General features: G+C 60.3%; 18 protein-coding genes. 9 read left to right on the top strand and 9 right to left on the bottom strand.

All coding sequences use genetic code 11. From position 1 onward, the window contains the following. The first annotated feature begins 135 nt into the window (after positions 1-135). The 3 genes from dsbD to dsbG are packed head-to-tail and all read left to right on the top strand — an operon-like array spanning position 136 to position 3689. The gene (gene dsbD / locus V3B30_RS05210; RefSeq protein ID WP_262082582.1) at positions 136-2073 is read left to right on the top strand and encodes a protein-disulfide reductase DsbD; all 1938 of its coding nucleotides are present in this window, start codon (positions 136-138) and stop codon (positions 2071-2073) included. After that, a complete protein-coding gene (locus V3B30_RS05205; protein ID WP_126928425.1) occupies positions 2070-2888 on the top strand; it encodes a TlpA disulfide reductase family protein in 819 nt (272 codons plus the stop codon). The genes dsbD and V3B30_RS05205 overlap by 4 nt, the downstream gene beginning before the upstream one ends. A gap of 27 nt (positions 2889-2915) precedes the next feature. Further along, entirely contained in the window at positions 2916-3689 is a 774-nt protein-coding gene (dsbG, locus tag V3B30_RS05200; protein ID WP_126928426.1) for a thiol:disulfide interchange protein DsbG, read from the top strand. Between the two features lie 249 nt (positions 3690-3938). On the opposite strand, the gene V3B30_RS05195 is transcribed toward dsbG, so the two are convergent. Continuing rightward, entirely contained in the window at positions 3939-4307 is a 369-nt protein-coding gene (locus V3B30_RS05195) for an H-NS histone family protein (RefSeq protein ID WP_262082583.1), read from the bottom strand. Positions 4308-4602: 295 nt separating this feature from the next. On the opposite strand from V3B30_RS05195, the gene V3B30_RS05190 reads away from it, so the two are divergent. From V3B30_RS05190 to V3B30_RS05180, 3 genes are all read left to right on the top strand, one after another. Then, positions 4603-5700: a hypothetical protein gene (locus V3B30_RS05190; RefSeq protein ID WP_262082584.1), complete on the top strand. Its 1098-nt coding sequence runs from the start codon at positions 4603-4605 to the stop codon at positions 5698-5700. Positions 5701-5751: 51 nt separating this feature from the next. Next, a complete protein-coding gene (gene betT, locus V3B30_RS05185) occupies positions 5752-7731 on the top strand; it encodes a choline BCCT transporter BetT (RefSeq protein WP_262082585.1) in 1980 nt (659 codons plus the stop codon). A 122-nt stretch (positions 7732-7853) separates the two neighbouring features. Further along, positions 7854-9125: a DUF2254 domain-containing protein gene (locus V3B30_RS05180; RefSeq protein ID WP_126928429.1), complete on the top strand. Its 1272-nt coding sequence runs from the start codon at positions 7854-7856 to the stop codon at positions 9123-9125. A 73-nt stretch (positions 9126-9198) separates the two neighbouring features. Here the strand turns inward: V3B30_RS05180 and V3B30_RS05175 are convergent, their stop codons facing one another. Genes V3B30_RS05175 through V3B30_RS05155 form a run of 5 tightly spaced genes read right to left on the bottom strand, consistent with a single transcriptional unit; the run spans position 9199 to position 12147 of the window. Then, positions 9199-9975, bottom strand: coding sequence for a sulfite exporter TauE/SafE family protein (locus tag V3B30_RS05175; protein WP_262082587.1), 777 nt, complete (start codon positions 9973-9975; stop codon positions 9199-9201). A gap of 3 nt (positions 9976-9978) precedes the next feature. Then, positions 9979-10416, bottom strand: coding sequence for a TIGR01244 family sulfur transferase (locus tag V3B30_RS05170; protein WP_262082588.1), 438 nt, complete (start codon positions 10414-10416; stop codon positions 9979-9981). After that, positions 10413-10844: a DUF6691 family protein gene (locus V3B30_RS05165; RefSeq protein ID WP_262082589.1), complete on the bottom strand. Its 432-nt coding sequence runs from the start codon at positions 10842-10844 to the stop codon at positions 10413-10415. The genes V3B30_RS05170 and V3B30_RS05165 overlap by 4 nt, the downstream gene beginning before the upstream one ends. Further along, positions 10841-11281, bottom strand: coding sequence for a YeeE/YedE family protein (locus V3B30_RS05160; protein ID WP_262082590.1), 441 nt, complete (start codon positions 11279-11281; stop codon positions 10841-10843). Before V3B30_RS05160 ends, V3B30_RS05165 begins: the two co-directional genes overlap by 4 nt. Beyond that, positions 11278-12147, bottom strand: a complete 870-nt coding sequence (locus V3B30_RS05155) for an MBL fold metallo-hydrolase (protein ID WP_329809632.1) — start codon at positions 12145-12147, stop codon at positions 11278-11280. The genes V3B30_RS05160 and V3B30_RS05155 overlap by 4 nt, the downstream gene beginning before the upstream one ends. Positions 12148-12395: 248 nt before the next feature. Here V3B30_RS05155 and V3B30_RS05150 point away from each other — a divergent pair, with 248 nt between their 5' ends. Continuing rightward, positions 12396-12689, top strand: coding sequence for a metalloregulator ArsR/SmtB family transcription factor (locus tag V3B30_RS05150; RefSeq protein ID WP_126928434.1), 294 nt, complete (start codon positions 12396-12398; stop codon positions 12687-12689). A 402-nt stretch (positions 12690-13091) separates the two neighbouring features. Beyond that, positions 13092-14297 carry a hypothetical protein gene (locus tag V3B30_RS05145; protein WP_262082593.1) on the top strand — a complete coding sequence of 402 codons (1206 nt, stop codon included), beginning with the start codon at positions 13092-13094 and terminating at the stop codon, positions 14295-14297. Between the two features lie 275 nt (positions 14298-14572). Here V3B30_RS05145 and V3B30_RS05140 read toward each other — a convergent pair whose 3' ends face one another. Further along, complete coding sequence (locus V3B30_RS05140; protein WP_262082594.1) at positions 14573-15442, bottom strand: hypothetical protein; 870 nt, start codon at positions 15440-15442, stop codon at positions 14573-14575. Positions 15443-16233: 791 nt separating this feature from the next. On the opposite strand from V3B30_RS05140, the gene V3B30_RS05135 reads away from it, so the two are divergent. Continuing rightward, positions 16234-16950 (top strand): hypothetical protein, encoded by a 717-nt coding sequence (locus V3B30_RS05135; protein WP_262082595.1) that lies wholly within the window; start codon positions 16234-16236, stop codon positions 16948-16950. Between the two features lie 374 nt (positions 16951-17324). On the opposite strand, the gene V3B30_RS05130 is transcribed toward V3B30_RS05135, so the two are convergent. Both V3B30_RS05130 and V3B30_RS05125 read right to left on the bottom strand, forming a co-directional pair. Beyond that, positions 17325-18461, bottom strand: coding sequence for a hypothetical protein (locus V3B30_RS05130; RefSeq protein WP_262082596.1), 1137 nt, complete (start codon positions 18459-18461; stop codon positions 17325-17327). Positions 18462-18543: 82 nt separating this feature from the next. Then, a complete protein-coding gene (locus tag V3B30_RS05125; RefSeq protein WP_262082597.1) occupies positions 18544-19629 on the bottom strand; it encodes a site-specific integrase in 1086 nt (361 codons plus the stop codon). Positions 19630-19717 lie beyond the last annotated feature (88 nt).

Genomic DNA, 19717 nt, shown 5'->3' with positions numbered 1-19717 from the left:
CCTCGCCTTGCTTCGATCGAGTAGTGATGTTAGGCGAGGAGCCAGCATTGTGTCAGCTGCCCGGCAGTCCTTCACGCTGCTTTATTCTCACTTAATCGAGTGGATGCATGCTCCACGTACCCCAAATTGGAGTGCGTGGGTTTGGCTTTCTATCGTCGTTTAGCTGCGGCCGTTCTACTGTTCTGCTTCGCGATTGGCAGCACGTGGGCGAACGGTCTCTTTTCATCATGGGGTAGTAACGAGCAGACTTTCCTGGACGCTGCAGAAGTCTTCCGACTGCAGCCTGTGCAACAGGACGGCCGCTTGTACTCGGTACAAGGGCATGTCGCAGATGACTACTATGTGTATCGCCACTCGATCAAGTTGGTTGACGCAAGAGGTCAAGAGATAGGCTTGAACCTTCCTGCCGGGCAGCCGAAACATGATGAATTTTTCGGCGACACAGAAATCTATACGGGTGACGCCTTTCGCTTGAAGTGGCCGGCGTTGGAGTCCGGCGTATTGACGTTGCACTGGCAAGGCTGTGCAGAAGCCGGTGTCTGCTACCCACCGCAAACCATGCAAGTAACGCTTCCGGAGCTCAAGGAAGTACCTTCGGCGCCCGCAAGCAAAGCACACACAGCGCCCGCGTCAGAGATTTCCAGCCGACGAGCCACATTGTCCGCCAGCAATGGCCCGGCTGCCACGTTGCCGCCAGCAGGTGCAGCTGGAAGAGAAAAAGAGAGGTCATCTTCGGGGGCAATCGACGCCAGTGCCGCTACGGAATTGGCTGAAGATCAGTCTGCTGCTCAGAAGCTCGCAACACTCGGGCCAGTGGCCGGAATAGCGCTGTTCTTTGGCTTCGGATTGCTACTGGCGTTCACGCCCTGCACGCTGCCGATGATTCCTATCGTATCCACCATGGTCGTTGGGAGCCAGGCGAACACACGGCGTGCGGTGTTGCTCTCTCTCTCATATGTCCTGGCGATGGCCGGAACCTATGCGGCGGTGGGGGTTGCGGCGGGACTGGCTGGCGCCAACATCCAGGCGACACTGCAATCCCCTTGGCTCCTTGGGGCTTTCGCTCTGTTGTTTCTTGTCTTGGCAAGCTCGCTGTTCGGCCTGTTCGAGCTGCGCCTACCTTCTGCACTGGCCAATCGTCTCAATGCAGCAGGGCAGGGACGGGCCGGCGGGAGTATCACGAGCGCTGTTGCACTGGGCTTCCTCTCGGCGCTACTTGTTGGCCCCTGCATGACCGCGCCTCTGGCTGGCGCGCTGCTATACATAGGCCAGACCGGCAGCGCGTTCTATGGCGGGCTTGTGCTGTTCGCCCTTGGCATCGGCATGGGGCTGCCACTCCTGGCCATTGCGGTGTTCGGCGCCAGAGTCCTGCCCAAGCCTGGAGCATGGATGGATAGGGTGCGCGTTGCGTTCGGCTACGTGATGGTCGGCATGGCGATCATGATGCTGACCCGATTCCTGCCTGATGCCGCAAGCTTGGTCCTCTGGGGCGCATGGGCACTTTCAGTTGCTATCGGTCTGCTCGCCTGGGGTCGTGCAGTACCGGAAAAGCCGCGATTGGCATGGACGCTTCGCACCGGTGCGGCCCTTGGGGGGCTCTGGTCTGTCCTCATGCTCTTGGGAGGTGCATCCGGTGGCGAGTCGGCATGGCAGCCGTTGGCGCATTTGCGTACACACGCTTCAGTCGCTGCAGCAACGACCCAGAAAATTGACTACGTTCAGGCTAAAACGGTGGACGATGTAGATGCACGCTTAACGGATGCGGTCGAACGTGGTCAGTGGACCCTGATCGATTTCTACGCCGACTGGTGCATCAGTTGCCATGTGATCGAGCGCAAGGTGTTTGGGAATCCGGATGTGGCTGCGCGGTTGGCACGCATGCAGATCATTCGTCCAGATGTGACTCGCAACGATGCCGAAGATCAGTCACTACTCAAGCATTGGCAGGTCCAAGGGCCGCCCACGCTGATCCTGATCGATCCTGATGGCAAGGAGCGCAGGGCGCAGCGCGTGGTAGGCGAAATAGATGCGGGCAGCTTCCTGGACCGGCTTGATGCGGCGGGGGCACCATGATCAGCATCGGTCCGTTCTCCGTTGACATAGTGATCGTCGCCATCTCTGTGCTGGTTGCCTGGCTGGCGGCGCGCATACTGGCCTCCAGGTCGCCCGGCTCACCCCGCAAGATTGCGGGAAGCCTGCTGTTCGATGCCGTTCTCGTAGGACTGTTGGCTGCTCGGCTTGGATACATTGCGTTTTGGTGGAAGGAGTACGTCCAGTCTCCATGGTCGATGATCGCGATCGGCGATGGCGGCTACTCGCTGTGGGTAGGCGTACTGGCTGCCCTGCTTTTTGTCGTTTGGCGCACACGATCGGCACGCCCGCTGCGACTGCCAGTAGCGGCTGGCGTGATGGCCGGAGTCGTTGCCTGGTTCACCGCGGGCGGAGTGATCGCGCTGCTGCAGAGTTCTGCGCCTCCTCTGCCAGATATTCAGCTGACGACGCTTGATGAACGTCAAGTTGCCTTGAGCTCGTATGCGGGCCGACCTGTCGTAGTGAATCTATGGGCAACCTGGTGCCCTCCCTGTCGTCGGGAGATGCCGATGTTGGAACGGGCGCAAGCGGACTTCCCGGAGGTCGCCTTCGTCATGGTCAATCAAGGCGAGCACGCGCCAGAAATTCGAGCCTTCCTTGAGCGAGAGGGCCTCTCGTTTGACCATGTCTTGCGTGACCCAACATCCACCGCGATGCACGTGATGGGGGCGAGAGCACTGCCTACGACGCTCTTCTTCGATAGCGATGGGCGCTTGGTGGATTCACACCTCGGTGAGCTGACGATGGCGAGCCTGAAGAACACGATAATGCGCCGCTTTGCGCAAGACTCGCAGTAGCCAACAAAAGTATGGAGCAATTGATTCATGTCTCAGAACCAGAATGAGTATCGCCTTCCCTTGGCAATCTGTTTCTTGCTGGTTAGTGGTTGCAGTCAGGCACAGAATTCGGAGAACCCGCCTGCCGTGAGGGCATTGGAGCAGCAAGGTCTCACCATCATGAAAGAGTTCGATGCAGGAGGGGGGATGCGCGCCTTTGCTGCGGCCGCAGGCGACGAGCCGATTGCGGCATACCTCATGAATGACGGGAATGTGATCGTCGGCACGCGTCTGGATGCAAATGGCAATAGGATCGACAGTGCAAAACTACAGCAACTGGTGGCCAAACCGACAGCGGATCGCGTTTGGGCTGAATTGGAATCATCCACCTGGGTTCTAGACGGGAAGGCGAGTGCGCCGCGCGTCATTTACGCGTTTGCCGACGCCAACTGCCCCTACTGCCACCTCTTCTGGAAAGCTGCTCGCCCTTGGGTGGATGCCGGCAAGGTTCAACTGCGGCACGTGCTGGTTGGGGTCATCAGAGAGGACAGTCCGAACAAGGCCGCGGCGATTCTAGGTGCTCCCGATCGATCCGCAGCATTCCGGGAGAACGAAAACAAGTTCGATCGCGGCGGGATCACGCCGGCCAAGAGCATTCCGGCCGATGTAAGGAAGGCCCTGGATGAGAACCAGATGCTGATGACTGCGCTGGGCTTCCGTGGAACCCCCGGCATCGTCGTTCGCGATGAGGATGGCGCGCTCAAGAAGTACAACGGAATGCCACGCCCAGAAAAATTGCCTGAAGTACTTGGTTCGCGTTAGTTCATTGGCAAGGACGCAACAGAAGTCCGCTTCTGGCCAGAGGCGGACACTTCAGGGTTGCCTGCCGGATTCACTTTTGAGGGGCGAGGGAACGCTCGCTCCTCGTAGAGCTGTCACATCTACTGCGAATAGCTCCAGTCTTTGATCATCAATTGTGCGCAGCATTCCGCGCGCAGCATTCATTTCGATCTCATGTCTAGTGGCTGGGAGCATTGGCTGCAGTGCCGCTGAGCAGCTGCCCGGTGCTGACTACTTGATCAGAAGATCACTCAGTGATCTTCCATTCGCTACCAGCTCGGCTATCCATCGCGGTTGCCTCCCGCGACCGGACCACGTCTGGCCGCGCACGGCGGGATTACGATATTTGGGAGCGGTCTTGGGCACTGTCGATCTGGCGGGCCTCCGATTGGCTCGCTTCCTGGCGGCTTCGGAGGGCGCGATCACTGAAGTGCCGTAGAGCTCATCTATCGTGTAGCCATGATCCTTGACGTACTTGTTGATCTTGGCTCGCATTGCAGTGGCCTTAGGGCGTGTCAACACTTTCAACTGCTGCTTCTCCGCTTGAGCAATCAGGGAGCGAAGTTCCTTGGCCGAAAGGCCGCAAATATCGATGGTCATGTATTCCTCCCAACGTTGAGTTCCAAGCCTATTCTCAAATGACACTGTGTGTCACCCCGACGGTACAGTGAATTGCCTATTCACAGGATAAGCTGCTCCCATGGTGTGTATTAGCTGCTCGTGCTGCACATGCTCTTCACTTGGCATATGGGCATGTCGATTGAAGAGGACGTGGTCAGTGCTTGCTTCGCCTATCGCCAGGCGCGCTTTGAGATCGCCTGTTTGAGGCATTAGGTGAATCGACGTTAGAATCAAGAGCTTTCCGTGGCAAATCAGGGAGGCAAGGCGCACAACCGTGAGATCAATTCCCTTCATTATCGCTGCCACGCTGGCGGGAACTACGCTGGCTGCAGATGCTTCTGAGGATGGCCTCCATACAGATCCATACTTTGATCCAGGAGGCGCCGTCAGGTTCAACTATGGCTGGCTCGACTACGGGCCGACCAGCCGCTTGCAGCTCGAATTGTTGCGCGCAGACCTCGACGCTGGAGCCGGGCCGCTCTCATTCTCCGCCCAGTACCGTTGGTACGATGGCTTCGACGCCGTGCATCACGTCTACGTAGGCTGGCAGTTCTCCGACGCCACCCAGCTGAAGGCAGGTATCCAGCAGGTTCCCTTCGGGCTGCTTCCCACCGTTTCGCAGAGCTTCTGGTTTGGCTCCGGCTACTACTTGGGCATTGAGGATGATTACGATCCGGGCCTTGTAGTGATTCACCGCAGCGGCAGCACGACCTGGCATCTCGGCTGGTTCTCCGGAGACGAATACGGGTCGGGGGCTCGCTACGATCGCTACTCCTTTGATGTAGCGCAGACCGAAGCGTTGCCGTATCGCGAGCGGCAACGGATGCATGCACGCTTGGAGAATGCACGCGGCTGGGCCGGCGGCGAACTTTTGCTGGGCGTATCGGCGTTCGCTGGCAAGGTGCAGAACACTCAGACACGGCGCCACCACGTTCATCAGGGCGCGGCCCTTCATGCACAGTGGAAGCGCGATGGTTGGACCGCGCAGTTGCAGTGGGCGCGGTACCGGTATGACGTGCCCGGCGATCGCATCGCGATGTCGGCGTTCCAATCCCCCTTCGAAATTGCCGCACAGGCGGATGTGCCAAGCGCCAACGTGGCCTATTCGTTCGGCCAGAAGGGCTGGCTGGATGATGTCACCTGCTACAACAACCTCAGCATGACCCGCCCGGTCGGGCACCGTGCAGGCCTACGTGACTCGTGGCAGAACGTGACCGGCTGCAGCCTGCAGAAGGGAATCATGCTCACCTATGTCGACTGGATCGCTGGCCGCAACATGTGGTTTGCCGGTGGTGATGGTATCGGCATCGACGAAACAGGCCCTTCCCGCTGGCATTCACGGCTGAATTTAAACATCGGCTTCTACTTCTGATCGGCCTCACGCAAGCCATAGGCATTTTCACCCAACAACACGGAGGTATCCATGCAGAGCACGGCTCCGCAACATCCCCCCGTTCGCCAGCGGATCCTTCCGCAGGTGTTCATTCCCACGGCAGCCATCGTCATCTCACTGCTGGCGCTTGCTGCCATCGCGCCCGATACGGCCACGCGGTGGTTCACCGCGGCCAAGTCATGGGCTGCCAATGATGCAGGCTGGTTCAGCATTCTCGCAGTGGCCGGCTTCCTGGTCTTCGTCGTCGGCATCGCCATAAGCAGTTACGGCCGCATCAAGCTCGGCCCTGACCACAGTACGCCGGACTACAGCTACGGCTCCTGGTTTGCCATGTTGTTCGCTGCCGGCATGGGTATCGGTCTGATGTTCTTCGGCGTTGCCGAGCCCATCATGCACTACGCCACGCCACCGGTCGGTTCTCCAGAGTCGGCCGCCGCTGCCCGTCAGGCCATGCGCATCACCTTCTTCCACTGGGGCATCCACGCATGGGCGATCTATGCGGTGGTGGCCCTGTCGCTGGCGTACTTTGCCTACCGGCACAATCTCCCGCTGCGTGTCCGGTCCGCGCTGTATCCGCTCATCGGCGATCGTATCCACGGCCCGCTGGGACATACCGTAGACACGTTTGCTGCCCTGGGCACCATCTTTGGCTTGGCAACGTCGCTGGGCCTGGGTGTCATGCAGATCAATGCCGGCCTGAACTACCTGTTCGGCCTGGATGTCAGCACGCTGGTTCAGGTTGGCCTGATCACCGTCATCACCCTAGTGGCCACCGGCTCGGTCGTGGCCGGCCTGGACAGCGGCGTTCGAAGGTTGTCCGAGCTGAACATGATCTTGGCAGCGGCGCTGCTGGCGTTCGTGCTCGTCTGTGGACCGACCGTGCACCTGATGCAGGCACTGGTGCAGAACACCGGCATGTACGTTTCCCAGCTGTTCTCGATGACCTTCAACCTCTATGCCTACGAACCCACCGGCTGGCTGGGTGGCTGGACGCTGTTCTACTGGGGCTGGTGGATTGCCTGGTCGCCCTTCGTCGGCATGTTCATCGCGCGCATCTCACGGGGACGCACCGTTCGTGAATTCGTGGTGGGGGTGCTGCTCGTGCCGCTCGGCTTCACGTTCCTGTGGATGACCATCTACGGCAACACCGCGCTGCACATGGTCAGGGTGGAGGGTATCCAGCAACTGGTGCAGACGGTCTCGACGGACAGCTCCATGGCGCTGTTTGAGTTCCTCGAGCATCTTCCCCTCACCATGCTCACGTCTTCGCTGGCGGTCATCCTGGTGGCCCTGTTCTTCGTGACGTCGGCAGACTCCGGCGCCCTGGTGATCGATATGCTCACGTCCAAGGGCGAGGAAGAGTCGCCGGTCTGGCAGCGGATCTTCTGGGCGCTGCTGGTCGGCGGCCTGGCAATTGCCCTGTTGGTGGCCGGCGGGCTGGAGTCGTTGCAGGCAGCCACCATTGCCAGCGCGTTGCCATTTACGATCGTCATGATCCTGATGTGCTGGGGACTGCTGAAGGCCATGCATCTCGATGCGACCAAGCGCTCGATCCTGCGCGAGGCACGGATTCTGCCCGGCACCAGTGAGGATTGGCGAGCACGCTTGCGCCTGCTGGCACACAACCCGCTGAAGATCGAAGTGACTGGATTCATCGAACAGCGCGTCATTCCTGCGCTGGAAGAGGTTGCGGCTGAGCTGCGCAAGCAGGATCTGCCAGTGCAGGTCTCCAAGGGGGAGGACGGTCGTGCGTGGCTGCAGGTTGGCCATGGCGAGGAGATGGACTTCTTCTACTCAGTACGGCCCCAGCCCTATGAGCCGCCGACGTTCGCCCTGCAGGATCCCCGTCGGCCGGTCAGCGAGGGCACCCGTCATTACCGTGCGGAGGTCTACCTGCGGGAGGGCGGGCAGGACTACGACATCATGGGGTGGACGAAGGTTCAACTCATCCACGATGTGCTCGATCAGTACGAGCGCCACCGTCAGTTCCTGGACAAAGTGCGCTCGTAGAATCCGCACAACAGATGCCGCCCAAATGGCGGCATCTACCTTGGGCCGGGCAAGCCCCTGCGTTGACGTGGCCTCGGCGCCCGCCCGTGCTATTGATGGTCGAACGGCCCAGGAAACAGCCCATGCTCACCAGATTGAGGCTTGCAGCCAGCAAAGTTACCAAGCGGATGTGGTTCCGCTCGACCCTGTATGGCGCCCTGGGCATCATCACGGCCCTGGCCGGTGCGTTCCTTAAGTTCCTCATTCCCACCGGCCTGGCTGCAAGGATAGGCGCTGACTCCGTCGGCAACATCCTTGGTATCCTTGCCGCGTCGATGCTGACGGTCACCACCTTCTCGCTGTCCACCATGGTCTCGGCATACGGGTCCGCGTCCAGCAGCGCCACCCCGCGTGCGGCCCGGCTACTGATCGAAGACACCCGGGCGCAGGGTGCGCTGGCTACCTTCATTGGTGCCTTCCTGTTCTCGATCGTAGGCCTCATCGCACTCAGCACGGGAATTTACGGGGACAGCGGCCGGCTTGTATTGTTCGGCGCAACCATCGCGGTCATCATCGTCATCACTGTGACGTTGCTTAGGGCCATTGAGCAGCTCTCGCGCTTTGGCCGCGTTGGCGAAACCATCGATCTTGTGGAGCGCGCGACCAAAGCGGCAATGAAGCGTCGGACCAGGGAGCCGCGGCTCGGTGGAGTCAGTGCGGTTCCGGTAGGGGAAGGGGCGGTGCATCTGGTCGGAGATCAGGTTGCCTACGTTGAACATGTGGACGTCGGGCGGATCAACGCCATTGCGCAGGAACATGATCTACGCGTTCATCTGCTCTGCCAGCCGGGTACGTTCGCAACCCCAGCCCGTCCCTTGATAGCCGTCGAGGGAAATCCACTTCCGGAAGTGCAGAGTGAAGTTATCTCAGCCATTTCCTTTAGTGACGCGCGCTCCATTGAGAATGACCCACGGTTCGGGCTGGTCGTGCTTGCGGAAATTGCCCAGCGCGCAATGTCACCTGCGGTGAACGACCCTGGCACCTGCATCGACGTCATCGGGACCTGTGTCAGGCTGCTGTGTGCATGGTCCAGCCATGCAGGGGACTCTGCTTCAGTTGAGGTGCTGTATCCGCGCGTGCACGTGCAGTGTCTCGACGTCCGCGACATGTTCGAGGACGCGTTCACGCCGATTGCCAGGGATGCAGCCGCGTCCTTGGAAGTCAACATCCGGCTGCAGAAGGCCTTCGCAGCGTTGGCGGGGTCCTCGAATGAAGCGACAAGAGTCGCGTCACAGGCGCATGCCCGCATCGCGTTGAAGCGTAGCCTGTTGGCCATGGATTTCGAAGCTGATCGCAAAGCGCTTCGAGCCAGCGCATCTGATTTGAGTCTGCAAGATGTGGACCAACGTTTGTAGTGTCTTTTGATCATTGCCTTTGAAGCGCTGCGCTGACTATCAGTGCTCGGCAGCGGGTCTGGCACACATCCGGTCAGCTCACCTTCCACAGCATGTATGCGGCAGTAATGAAGATCAGTACTGCAAATACCGTGTTCAGAGCTCCACGATAGCTGGCCAGCTTCGTCGAAGTTGCTGCTCCTGCAGTACCGCCAGCCATGCCGGCAACGACGAACACTGCCGCGAGCGTCCAGTTGACCAGACCTGCTTGCGCGTAGTTCAGTGCGGTGGTCATGCCGAATGCGGCAACGGCGACGAGCGAGCTTCCGACTGCGGCGATCATCGGCATCCCCGTCGCGGCCACCAGTGCGGGCACGATGAGGAACCCTCCGCCAATACCAAAAAAGCCGGAAAGCCCGCCGGCGGTGGCGCCCAGCCCAATCAGTGCGGGCGCGTTGCGTCTACCAAGCCGAGCGTCCGCGAAGCCAAGCGTGTTGCGCCTGCGAAGCATGGCGATGCCGACAACGACCATGACCACAGCAAACAGCGCCAATAGCCTCCTGCCGTCGAACGCCTTGCCCAAGCTGGAACCCAGGTATGCGCCCGCGACCCCCGCCAGGGCGAAGACCAAGGCACAAGGCCAGCGAACGTTACCTCTACGGGCATGCATCACCAGATTCGACACCGCATTGACCGCCACTGCTAGGGCGCTGGTGCCGATAGCCACATGCGGATCTTCCACTCCGACCACGTAAAGCATCAGTGGTACCGCCAAGATGGATCCGCCTGCACCGACCACCCCCAGGACGAAGCCGACCAGGACGCCAGACAAGCCGCCCAGCACCAACTGCAGCGGAGACAGCGCTTCCATATATCAGTCGCTGGATGCCGGACCTTGCTGCAGCCGTGTTGCTATGGAAGAAAGGTCATAGCCTGCATCCGAAGCAACAGACAGGACGTGGGCAAACGCCGCGCCATTGCGAACGACTTCCGACAGCGCCCAAAGCATCGCAACACGGGTGCCGGTTCTGCAGTACGCGGCAACAGGGCGTGGCAGCGCTTCCATCAACTTTGCAAAGGTGTGCACCTGATCATCGGAGATGACCCCAGACGCCACAGGTAGATAGGCAAACTGCATGCCCGCCTGGTGGCAGGCATCGTGCAGCGCGTGGTGACTGGGCTGCTCCGGCTGTTCATTGTCGGGGCGGTTGCAGATTACACTCGCAACACCCTGCTCCTTCAGGGTTTCAATGTCCTTTGGCAGGAGCTGTCCGGACACCTTGAGGCTGGCGGAGAGTGGCTTGAGATTCATGGTTTTCCCGTAGTTGCAGCAGGGCGGTGAATGAGGCCATGCAGGAGTACGCCAGCGATCATTGCCGTGGCGAAGATGATCGCGAAGGGCTGGCCGGTTCCCAGCAAAGCGATCGCTGGGCCGGGACACACTCCGGCCAGTCCCCAACCCAGGCCGAATATCGCCGCACCGATGACCAGGCGCCGATCAATGATCCGATGGGTGGGAATGTGCAGCGATGCGGCAAGCAGCGGCGTTCTGCGGGCGCGCATCCATAGGTAAGCTGCGGCGGAAGGGATCAGTGCACCCACCATGACCAGTGCCAGAGAAGGATCCCAAGCGCCGCTCACATTGAGGAAAGCAAGCACGCGAGCTGGGTTGGCCATATCCGAAACGATCAGCCCGAGCCCAAACAGTGCGCCGCATAGGAACGCGGCCAGGCGAATCATGCCGTGCCCCCGGTCGCAATCCGCACCAGTGTTGCCGTGGCTATGCCCATGAGCATGAACACGCAGGTAGCCACCACCGACCGGGGCGATGCCCGGCCCAAGCCGCAGACACCGTGCCCGCTGGTACACCCGGCGCCAAGGCGCGTTCCGTAACCCACCAGCAGTCCAGCGACCACCAGCACCACTGTTCCATTTGCGGAGAGCACCGGCAGTGGTATGGGCCTGACCGCCAAGGCGAAGCCCGACGCCAGGGCAAGTCCTGCCAGGAACAGGGCGGCAGTCCCGCGTCCGCCGTCACCCGGCATGCCCAGTGTCTTGGCAAGCAGGCCCGAGACGCCGGCAACCCGGCCGAGGAGGATCAGATAGGCGCCGGCTGCTGTACCGATCAGGGCGCCACCAATGAGCGGCCAATACCAAGCCAAATGAGAGAGCGTCATAGCAGGTCCATCGGCAGCTTGAGGTAGCGCACGCCGTTCTCCTCGGGTTCGGGCAGATGGCCTGCGCACATGTTGACCTGCACGGAAGGCAGGATCAGTCGCGGCATCGGGAGCGTGACATCACGCGCTTCCCGCATTTCCACGAACATGGCTTCGGTCACACCCTCGTGCACATGAAGGTTGGTTGTCTTCTCAGCACCGATGGTTGTTTCCCATGCGAAATAGTCTCGGCCGGTGGCTTTGTAGTCGTGGCACAGGAATACGCGGGCAGCGTCGGGCAGGGACAGCAGGCGCTGGATCGAGCGATACAACTGGCGGGCCGAGCCGCCTGGAAAATCGCAGCGGGCGGTACCGTAGTCCGGCATGAACAGCGTGTCTCCAGGAAACACGGCGTCGCCGATCACGTACGCCAGACATGCAGGGGTGTGGCCCGGCACGTGCAGCGACATCGCCTGGAGGTTGCCGATACGGAAGGAGGCACCATCGGCGAACAGGCGACCGAACTGGCTGCCATCCCGCTTGAATGCAGTACCGGCATTGAAGACCTTGCCGAAGGTTTCCTGGACGGTGGTGATTCGCTCGCCGATGGCCAGCGTACCTCCCAACTGGCCCTGCAGCCATGGCGCCGCGGAGAGGTGGTCGGCATGCGCATGGGTTTCCAGCAGCCATTGCACCTGCAGGCGCTCGGCCCGCACGTAGTCCACCAACGCCGCCGCGGAGGCGGTGGAGGTGCGGCCTGCGGCCATGTCGAAGTCAAGGACGCTGTCGACGATGGCGCACGCTGACGAAGATGGATCGCGTACAACGTGACTGGCAGTGAAAGTGGCAGGATCGAAGAAGGTCTTTACATGAGGCGAGGGGAGCAGGCCGGCACGCGCATCGTTGACGAGGCGGACAGCCTGCTCCAAGGGGGAGTCTACGACTGAGGATGAGTTCAAGGCTGGCTCCCGATAAACTGGTTGATTTAACGTATACATAGTTTCGTAATATATGTAACTATGGAGTCCATGGTAGATTGAGTCAAGGCCCATGGTGCCTTCCCACCACAATTACGACTCGCAAGTTGCCAGCGCACGTGACCAGCCCTCCGTTCAGCCCGTCAGATCTAGCCACGATGAAGGAGCGCGTGCCTGAAGTAGCCGAGCTGCTGCGCTTCATGGCCACACCTTCGCGCCTATTGCTGCTATGCCAGCTCGCACAAGGTGAAATGACGGTGGGCGGACTCGAGGAAGCGACCGGCATTCGGCAGCCGGCACTCTCACAGCAGCTGGCCGAACTCCGTCAACGAAAGCTGGTTGCGACCCGACGGGAATCGCGGTCGATCATCTACCGCATGGCAGACCCACGCGTTGCAGCTTTGCTGGGTGCGATGCATCGGATCTTCTGCGCGGACGATGCATCGACTTAAAGTGACCTAAGGCATCCGAAATGAGGGCAGGCTAGCTTCGCTGACCCTGGGCACTTAGACCATTGGCGTAGTCTGTCTCTAAGTCATGGGCCGCTGCAGGCTCAAGGTCAGCCGTGGATTAGGGATGTTTATCGGGAGTAGAGGGGTCTGCGCTTACGGGCGAGAGTGGCCATTTCGGACGCTTACGCTTCTTCTAGGAAACAACTGCTATCCACCACCCTCCATGTCGGGAGCAGGGCTCTTCAGTTGCACCCTTCTTGCCGAGCATTATCCTTCCCCGAACTACGGATCGCACCCAGTGCTTGAATCAACTCCCGAACTTCCGGCCGCGATCAACGAGCCCCAGGTATAATTCTCATCGCGGCTCACGACAATTCCATTGCTTTGTTGGAGATTGAATTGATGGATCAGATTTCGCTCACGTTTGAAGAGGGTCTGTTGCTGCCGGGAACTTACATCATAAGCAAGGAAGACTTCATTGCGGAGTTCTGTAGCAGTCCCGAGAAGACCTTCGGCCATTATCAAGAGATGGCTCGCTCGAAATTCCTCAAGCCATTCCTGGATATTTACGAATGGGCCGAGGAGGCTGGGGCAACTTCAATTGTCGTCGGAGGGTCGTTCGTCTCGCGCAAAAATGATCCCAATGACCTGGATGTAGTGATCTTTTTCGCCACATCTTCGCAGGTCCCACACGGTCGGGAACGCTACGACATAGATGGCCTCATGCTCGATGTGCAGCTTCTTGCGGAGGACCAGCCCGAGATCGCTAGTGCATACCTTGAATTACTGGGGACCACCCGATTCGGCGCTAGGCACGGCTTGGTCCAGATAAAGATGCACAGCTCAGTACAAACCTTCTACAGGCCTGAGCAGTCGTCACAGAGTCTTGAGATAGTCAAGGTTGCATACTTGGGCCGGCGTTGGTCGAAGCAGCAGACAACGAAGGGGGTTATCGTACCGTTGCACGGGATTCGAACGCATGCGGACGGATGGCTACCACGTCTGTGTCTATCTGCGAGCACGTCAGGATGGGCTGTTGCTCCCTATGTGTACGGGTATCGATCTGCAAACGTCCTTCGCAATGAGGAGGAGAAGGCTGAAATCGTTGAGGGGTTTAGATCCTGGCTGATTGATGTCCGAAAGGAATATGAGGGTCCAATTTCCATCGTGGCGCACTCTTTCGGGAGCTACATAGTGGGGCGTTACCTATCCAATGCCGGTGATATTTCAGAGAAATTCGAGTGCGTAATCCTGTGTGGTTCGATACTCACAACCAATTTCGATTGGGGTGATTTTATTGATCGAGGCATCGTAGGGCGAGTCTTGAATACTATTTCAGAAGAAGATGAGTGGGTTAGGTATATTCCAGACGGCGGCATACGTTTTCTGGCGAAGGACGATCTGTTTGGCGCCGCCGGAAAATCTGGCTTCGCCAAGGAACATCCTCAGCTGTGTCAAATTCGGAGCGCATTGCTGACTCATAACAATGTGTTTCGTGAGGACGTAGTGACCGCTCAATGGCTACCCTATCTGGAAGCATCGAAGGGAGCTCTAGAGCAAAAGGCCTTCCAGCTCTTGGTAGAAAGGCTTAATTCCGAGACTATGTAACTGGTTGCCAATGTGCATAGGCTTGTTCATGCTGCACACGGCCTCTCGCCAAGGAGCCCGGGCACCCACAGGGAACTGTCGGTCCTTGTTTGTGTGCATGGCCGTCAGACTTATTCGCTAGCTCGGCAACTGGATAGTCCGCTTCTGGCCGAGTGCGGGCCTTGAGCGGGGACGGAGATTATGAAGATTTATCGGGGGTAAGGTTGAGGGCGACAGGCTATCACCCGCAATTGGGACGGTCTGGATCAGCCCCGCTCCTTGAGAATAAGAAGCGGCTACGGACCCATGTGCTCTTCGTCCTCCCATTCCAGCGATGACTGTTCCTTCAGGAGGCGCGACGCTTTGAAAGAGGGGACGGGGGGAGGGCGCCGAGCTTCATTGAGCAGCCGATGAAACCACCAGTGCTCGGGAGAATCGGGGGCCACTCCCGGAAGAGGAAGAAAACGATACATCCCGGGTATCGGTCCGTCCTCATAGACCACCGACCGGTGGTAGACGGGTTGGATGTAGCGATACAACGCCCATGTGATGTTATTGATCAGTTCTGCCAGCCAGCTTCCGTAGTAGATAAAGACGTTCTCTCCCAAGTGCTCACGGAAGTCATCCAACGCGAACGGGATCTGGGCCAATGGAACGTTGTGGCCATGCTCAGCAAGCAGGGCTTGCACCTGCTGCGCAACGCCCGTCAGGCGCGCCAGGTTGTGCTTGGCTTGATTCCCCGCGATTTTCAGTAGTTGCAGACGGGTGACTGACAGCCTCGCATGGACGTTTATGTTTCCCAGCCAGAACTTTGGATGAATCACTTCATCGAGCCAAGTGCGTAGATCTGCGACGGCGTCGGCAAGAGCGTGAGCGTGCCCCGCGCCGGATAACCTCGGGTTGGCGCCGGCCCGCTCCAGCACCTCCAGGCACGACATCTTTTCGCCTAGAAGTGCCTTGCTACCCCCCTCATGAACGAAGTCCAGCAAGCGGATGTAGAACAGATCGCGATGGGGCGTCGATTTGAAGAGCACCTGCACTTCCCCGGGGTGGCCGGTCAAGGGCAAGAACTCCATCAGCAGCCGGTTCACCAAATCGCGCAGCGCTTCAAAGGCAACGCTCAGGCCGATGGCTTCCAAGGTTTCTGGGGACGAGGAGCTGGACATGGCTTGCTAAGAGAGGAAAGCTTCATGCAATTATGGCCCATCCGCACTCTGGCGGACAGCGATGGGCAAGGCTAAGCATTCCCTCAAGACGGTGAACGTCTACACGGACTCCTTTCGGGATATGGTCAACGCGTGTGTGCGGTGGCGAGCAGAGCCAGCCATGCGGCTCCGGTGTCTGCTTCGACATCTTCTGCGTCCCAGTACTTGCTGTGGGCGAGTGGCATGGTATCGGCGGTCCCCGAGCAACATGCCGTTGGCGGAACGATAGCTACCGAACTGCCTACCGGCACCCTAGCGAGCCGCACCGCCATCTCAGCAGTCGCGACGGCGCTAATCGAGACCAGGGTGCTGGCGGACTGAAAGTGGTCCTTCGCCTGCGTGATCGACCGATGGTCGGTCGGGACCATCAGTGTGGTTAGAGCGACTCCCTGGCGACCACCCTCAAGGCTTTGAAGGCCCGACTCACCATGCTTGGCCCGGAAGCAGTCGGCCGGCTCCGGGCCAACGAGCAGGGGAGGGGGCATGCCGAGACCAGCCGAACGAGGGCCGCGAGCGGCCTCGCGACGGCGCAGGCCCGCTTGGCGACGCGGTTCGGGCCAAGCCTGCGGGAGCGCCAGGCCCGGGACAAGCCCCCCCCCCCCGGATTGGCCAGACTTCGCGCCCGCGCGCAGCGATAATGTGCCGGCCATCTACACAAACACCCCGCTCTCGAGCACGCGCGCAAGTTCCTAGAACATGCCACCAACCAAGAGAATCGCGGCATCCCGCACCGCCAATATACGGAGTCCGAGTTGAGCGTCATCAATATTCCTCGCGATGAACAAGAGGCCCTGCGAGAGGTCAATGTGCAGGCGTTGGATCGGGAGATTTCAGCTTCCCTGGACGCCCGGCGACTAGGATCGCCATTGCGCGACTTACGGCTGGACAGTTGCGGGCCGTTTATCGCCGCCAGGCTTCGCGAGTTCGATGTGGCGCTACAGGCCTACGCGGGAGCCAAGGCGACGAAGAAGTTAGCTGACACCGGTGAGCGCGCCCGCCGTGCCGGCAGCAACTTGGGCAACGCGGTTCGGCAGATGCAGCAGCGGGTTGAGACGCAGGAAAAGGAAGGTCAGCGCTTCTTCGTCGACGACCAAATCATTCCACCGAGCAATTTCACGAGGACGCTGTCGGTGCGGGTGCACTACCGCTGGCGCCCGTCGGCCGAGGCCGAGTGGGCGCACGGTACTATCACGTTCACTCACTCGCATGATCCACGCCCTGACTACCCAGTGCCGGCCCCAAAGCGAAAACCGAGCGCCAGTCAGCGTGCGCAGGATTTGCAGGACGAGCTTTGGCGCGAGTGGGAGCAACTAATGAACAACGGGCTCCATTCGCTTGCCGAGTACTTTCGGCAGGGCGGCGACGGCGCAGCGATCCCGAAAACTTTCCAGGCGCGCGCCGACGCCTTCCATCGTCGGCTCAACAACTTCAGCTGCCGGTTTTGGCTCGAGCCAGCAGGTAGGACGTAGCGGGCTACGGAGCGATGGATTCTGGAGGCGCCATGGTTCGCACCGAGGCAAGGTCGGCGCGTACGGGGCGCCGCTGGGATGGCCATCGGCATGTGACTCCGCGGTCGCCAAAGCGCCGGTGACGAGCGATCCTTGCTTTTCCGAGAAGATGTCCGAATCTTCGGGAATCTCGCCAGCGACAGGGACAGCACCGAAAATGACGGTGGCGGATGCAGAGCGTGCCCAAGTTGTTGCCGAAGTCGGGCCGCCCAAGTGGCTCTCCCAGCAGACCATTCCGACTCGGGCCTTGCGCGCCCTCAACGGATGCACCCAAGATCCCTATGCCGCCGCCAAGTCCGCCATCCATGAACAGGGACCTGCGCTGGCGCTTCAGCTCAATTTAGCAGTCGGGCGACCTTCGTCTTGAGCGCGGCGATGCGTCGCGAAACCGACGCGTGGCCGCGCAGACCCGACTCGCGCGCGATGGTGGAGGCACTCTTGCCGAGCCGCAGGGCTATCACAAGGCGACGCTCTTTCTGATCGAGCATTGCGATCACATCGCGGAACAGAACCTGCTCGTACGGCTCGTTGGGCTCCAGCGCATAAGCCGGTGCATCGTCGATGGTCTCGACTAAGTCGACTTTCAATTTCGCCCGTTTGGAATAGAAGCTGCGCTCGAAATCCTCTTTGATCCAGGAGTTCGCGGCCGAGAAGTCCTCGTGCGTCCGGTGGCGGTGCAGTAGCTCAACCACCGGATCGAGCGACTCGAGGACACCGTCGCCGTCGATCGCGCTCTGAAGCACCTCCTCGCGCTCGTCGGCATCAAACTCGTCCCAGACGTCGCCGCCCATCAGAGGCCGCTGGATATCGAACAGGTGTCTCTCTTCCTCAGGCAGGCCGGCCAAGATACCGGCGCGTAACTCTGCGAGCGGCTTCCAGGTCTCGTCTTCGTGCGTCGTGGGAGCGAAGAATTCATCGCGCCTGGCCAGTGCCAGGCGATATAGGCGGTGTGCCCAGTATGGGGTGTCGCCGGCGAGCAGTCGCAGTGGCGAGCGCGCGTTGAAGGCGCCTTGACCCAAACGCGCTCGCGGAGACAAGCGCGTCCAGATGTAGTGCGCAAATGCAGCTCGTGCCCGCGCACCGTAGTCTGCAGGCAAGTCGTTGTGCATGTACATCAGGCCCATCATAGAGCGTCGGCGTTCGAGACCAGCCTTGGCCAGGATGTCGTCGGGCAACAGGCCGGCCAGCATGACGTCGAGCTCGGAGTTCCCGCCGTAGGTTGGCACCAGGATCATGTTCGGGTTGCGCCGTTCCTCGAGGTAAGGAACGAACGGCTTCAACCCTTCGATGGCTTCTCCCGACCGCACAAATCCGGCCCTTTGCGTGGCATTCCAATTGTGCAGGTGGGCTGTCCATTCTAGGCGACCTGTCGCTGGCTCGGACAGGAACGCGAGCTCGAGTGGACCGTGCTCCCATCGATCTATCTGGGTAATTTCGGCCTGGTGAAAGAACGCATTGGAAATTGAACGCATGGAGATCCTCGGAATAGGGGCTGTACTCCTATCCGGCACAAGTATGAGCAATTGTGACCTCGAGTTGGCAGCATCGCGTTAATCAGTCTTCGAGCAGGCGGGCAGCCGGGTTGGCTGTTGCTCCGCCTGCTTGAAAATACCCCACGACACTCGACACCGACCTATGCTCGGTCAACTGCATGATCGCCGGCAGCGACACGCCTTGGCGACTGGCCTCGGTCACGAACCCAGACCGCAAGCTGTGCCCGCCAAAATCCCCCTCCAGCCCCGCCAGGCGTGCCCGCCGCTGCACGATCTCACCCACGGCGGCTGGGGACAGGGCAGGGCCGACCCGCTGCTTCCACAGCCGCCGGAAGATAGCCCCCTCGGCGAGGCTTGAGGCATCCAGCCAGCCCTGGAGGGCGAGGGCGGCCCGATCGAGCACCGGCTTATCCGGGGTCGAGGTGGCCGTAACCCCGGCCTGCTGGGTCTTGCTGTGCTCCAGCCGGTAGATATAGCCCGCCTCGCCAATCCGGCGCAGGTCGCGCAGGTCGGCAGCGGCGATCTCGCTACGCCGGCGGCCGCCACTGGCGAACCCGAAGCAGAGTAGGGCGCGATCCCGAATTCCTTCCAGGCTGTCGTCACAGGTGGCCAACATGGCCTCCAGCTCGGCCAGGGTGATCGCAGTCTTCTTGCGTGGGCGCTCGCCGCGTTTAACCGCGGCCCGCGCCGCGCGGCTGAGTACGGTGCGAATTGCAGGCTGCTCGCAGGGATTGGCCACGTGCTTGAGTCGGTGCGCGGTGGAGAGCACGGCAACGCGATGGCGCACGGTGGCCAAGGTCCACGGGCCGACCTTGGCTTTGAGGCCAGCGGCCACCAAGGCCTGGTCGACAGCTGGGGGAAGTTCCCAAGCCAATTCGCCGTCGGTCGAGCGGCGCTGTACGTGATCGACTACGAACTGCAGCACGGTGGCTTCGGGTACCGGCAAGGTCAACTCGATGCCGTAGCGCGCCGCATGCCAGCCAGCCCAGTAGCGCAGGGCGCTGGTGTAGCTGCGAGTGGTGTTCTCGGCTGCGGCTTCGGCCAGCAGCTCGCGGACCGCATCGGCAGCCTGTTGGGTCAGCTGTTCGGGCAGTGCTAGGCAGGTGGCCGTCGCGGCAAGTGCGGGAATTGTAGAATTATCTTTCATACTATGTAATGTACGCTACGCTTAGAAGTCCGTACCCGCGATAATCATCACTTATCGCAAGTACGTTATCAGCAGAGTAGGGTGCCAG

It is taken from the genome of Stenotrophomonas sp. SMYL41 (genome assembly GCF_036319965.1).
GTDB lineage: Bacteria > Pseudomonadota > Gammaproteobacteria > Xanthomonadales > Xanthomonadaceae > Stenotrophomonas > Stenotrophomonas maltophilia_R.
Note: the sequence above shows the minus strand (reverse complement) of the source record. Positions and strands in the feature narration are given on the sequence as shown.

Bases quoted from the DNA above. Each gene is read 5' to 3' on its own strand.
- V3B30_RS05130 (WP_262082596.1), bottom strand. From the start codon at position 18,461: ATGCGTTCAATTTCCAATGCGTTCTTTCACCAGGCCGAAATTACCCAG.
- V3B30_RS05170 (WP_262082588.1), bottom strand. From the start codon at position 10,416: ATGAATCTCAAGCCACTCTCCGCCAGCCTCAAGGTGTCCGGACAGCTC.
- V3B30_RS05125 (WP_262082597.1), bottom strand. From the start codon at position 19,629: ATGAAAGATAATTCTACAATTCCCGCACTTGCCGCGACGGCCACCTGC.
- V3B30_RS05180 (WP_126928429.1), top strand. From the start codon at position 7,854: ATGCTCACCAGATTGAGGCTTGCAGCCAGCAAAGTTACCAAGCGGATG.
- betT (WP_262082585.1), top strand. From the start codon at position 5,752: ATGCAGAGCACGGCTCCGCAACATCCCCCCGTTCGCCAGCGGATCCTT.
- V3B30_RS05205 (WP_126928425.1), top strand. From the start codon at position 2,070: ATGATCAGCATCGGTCCGTTCTCCGTTGACATAGTGATCGTCGCCATC.
- V3B30_RS05150 (WP_126928434.1), top strand. From the start codon at position 12,396: ATGAAGGAGCGCGTGCCTGAAGTAGCCGAGCTGCTGCGCTTCATGGCC.
- V3B30_RS05175 (WP_262082587.1), bottom strand. From the start codon at position 9,975: ATGGAAGCGCTGTCTCCGCTGCAGTTGGTGCTGGGCGGCTTGTCTGGC.
- V3B30_RS05140 (WP_262082594.1), bottom strand. From the start codon at position 15,442: ATGTCCAGCTCCTCGTCCCCAGAAACCTTGGAAGCCATCGGCCTGAGC.
- V3B30_RS05160 (WP_262082590.1), bottom strand. From the start codon at position 11,281: ATGACGCTCTCTCATTTGGCTTGGTATTGGCCGCTCATTGGTGGCGCC.
- dsbG (WP_126928426.1), top strand. From the start codon at position 2,916: ATGTCTCAGAACCAGAATGAGTATCGCCTTCCCTTGGCAATCTGTTTC.
- V3B30_RS05145 (WP_262082593.1), top strand. From the start codon at position 13,092: ATGGATCAGATTTCGCTCACGTTTGAAGAGGGTCTGTTGCTGCCGGGA.
- V3B30_RS05165 (WP_262082589.1), bottom strand. From the start codon at position 10,844: ATGATTCGCCTGGCCGCGTTCCTATGCGGCGCACTGTTTGGGCTCGGG.
- V3B30_RS05195 (WP_262082583.1), bottom strand. From the start codon at position 4,307: ATGACCATCGATATTTGCGGCCTTTCGGCCAAGGAACTTCGCTCCCTG.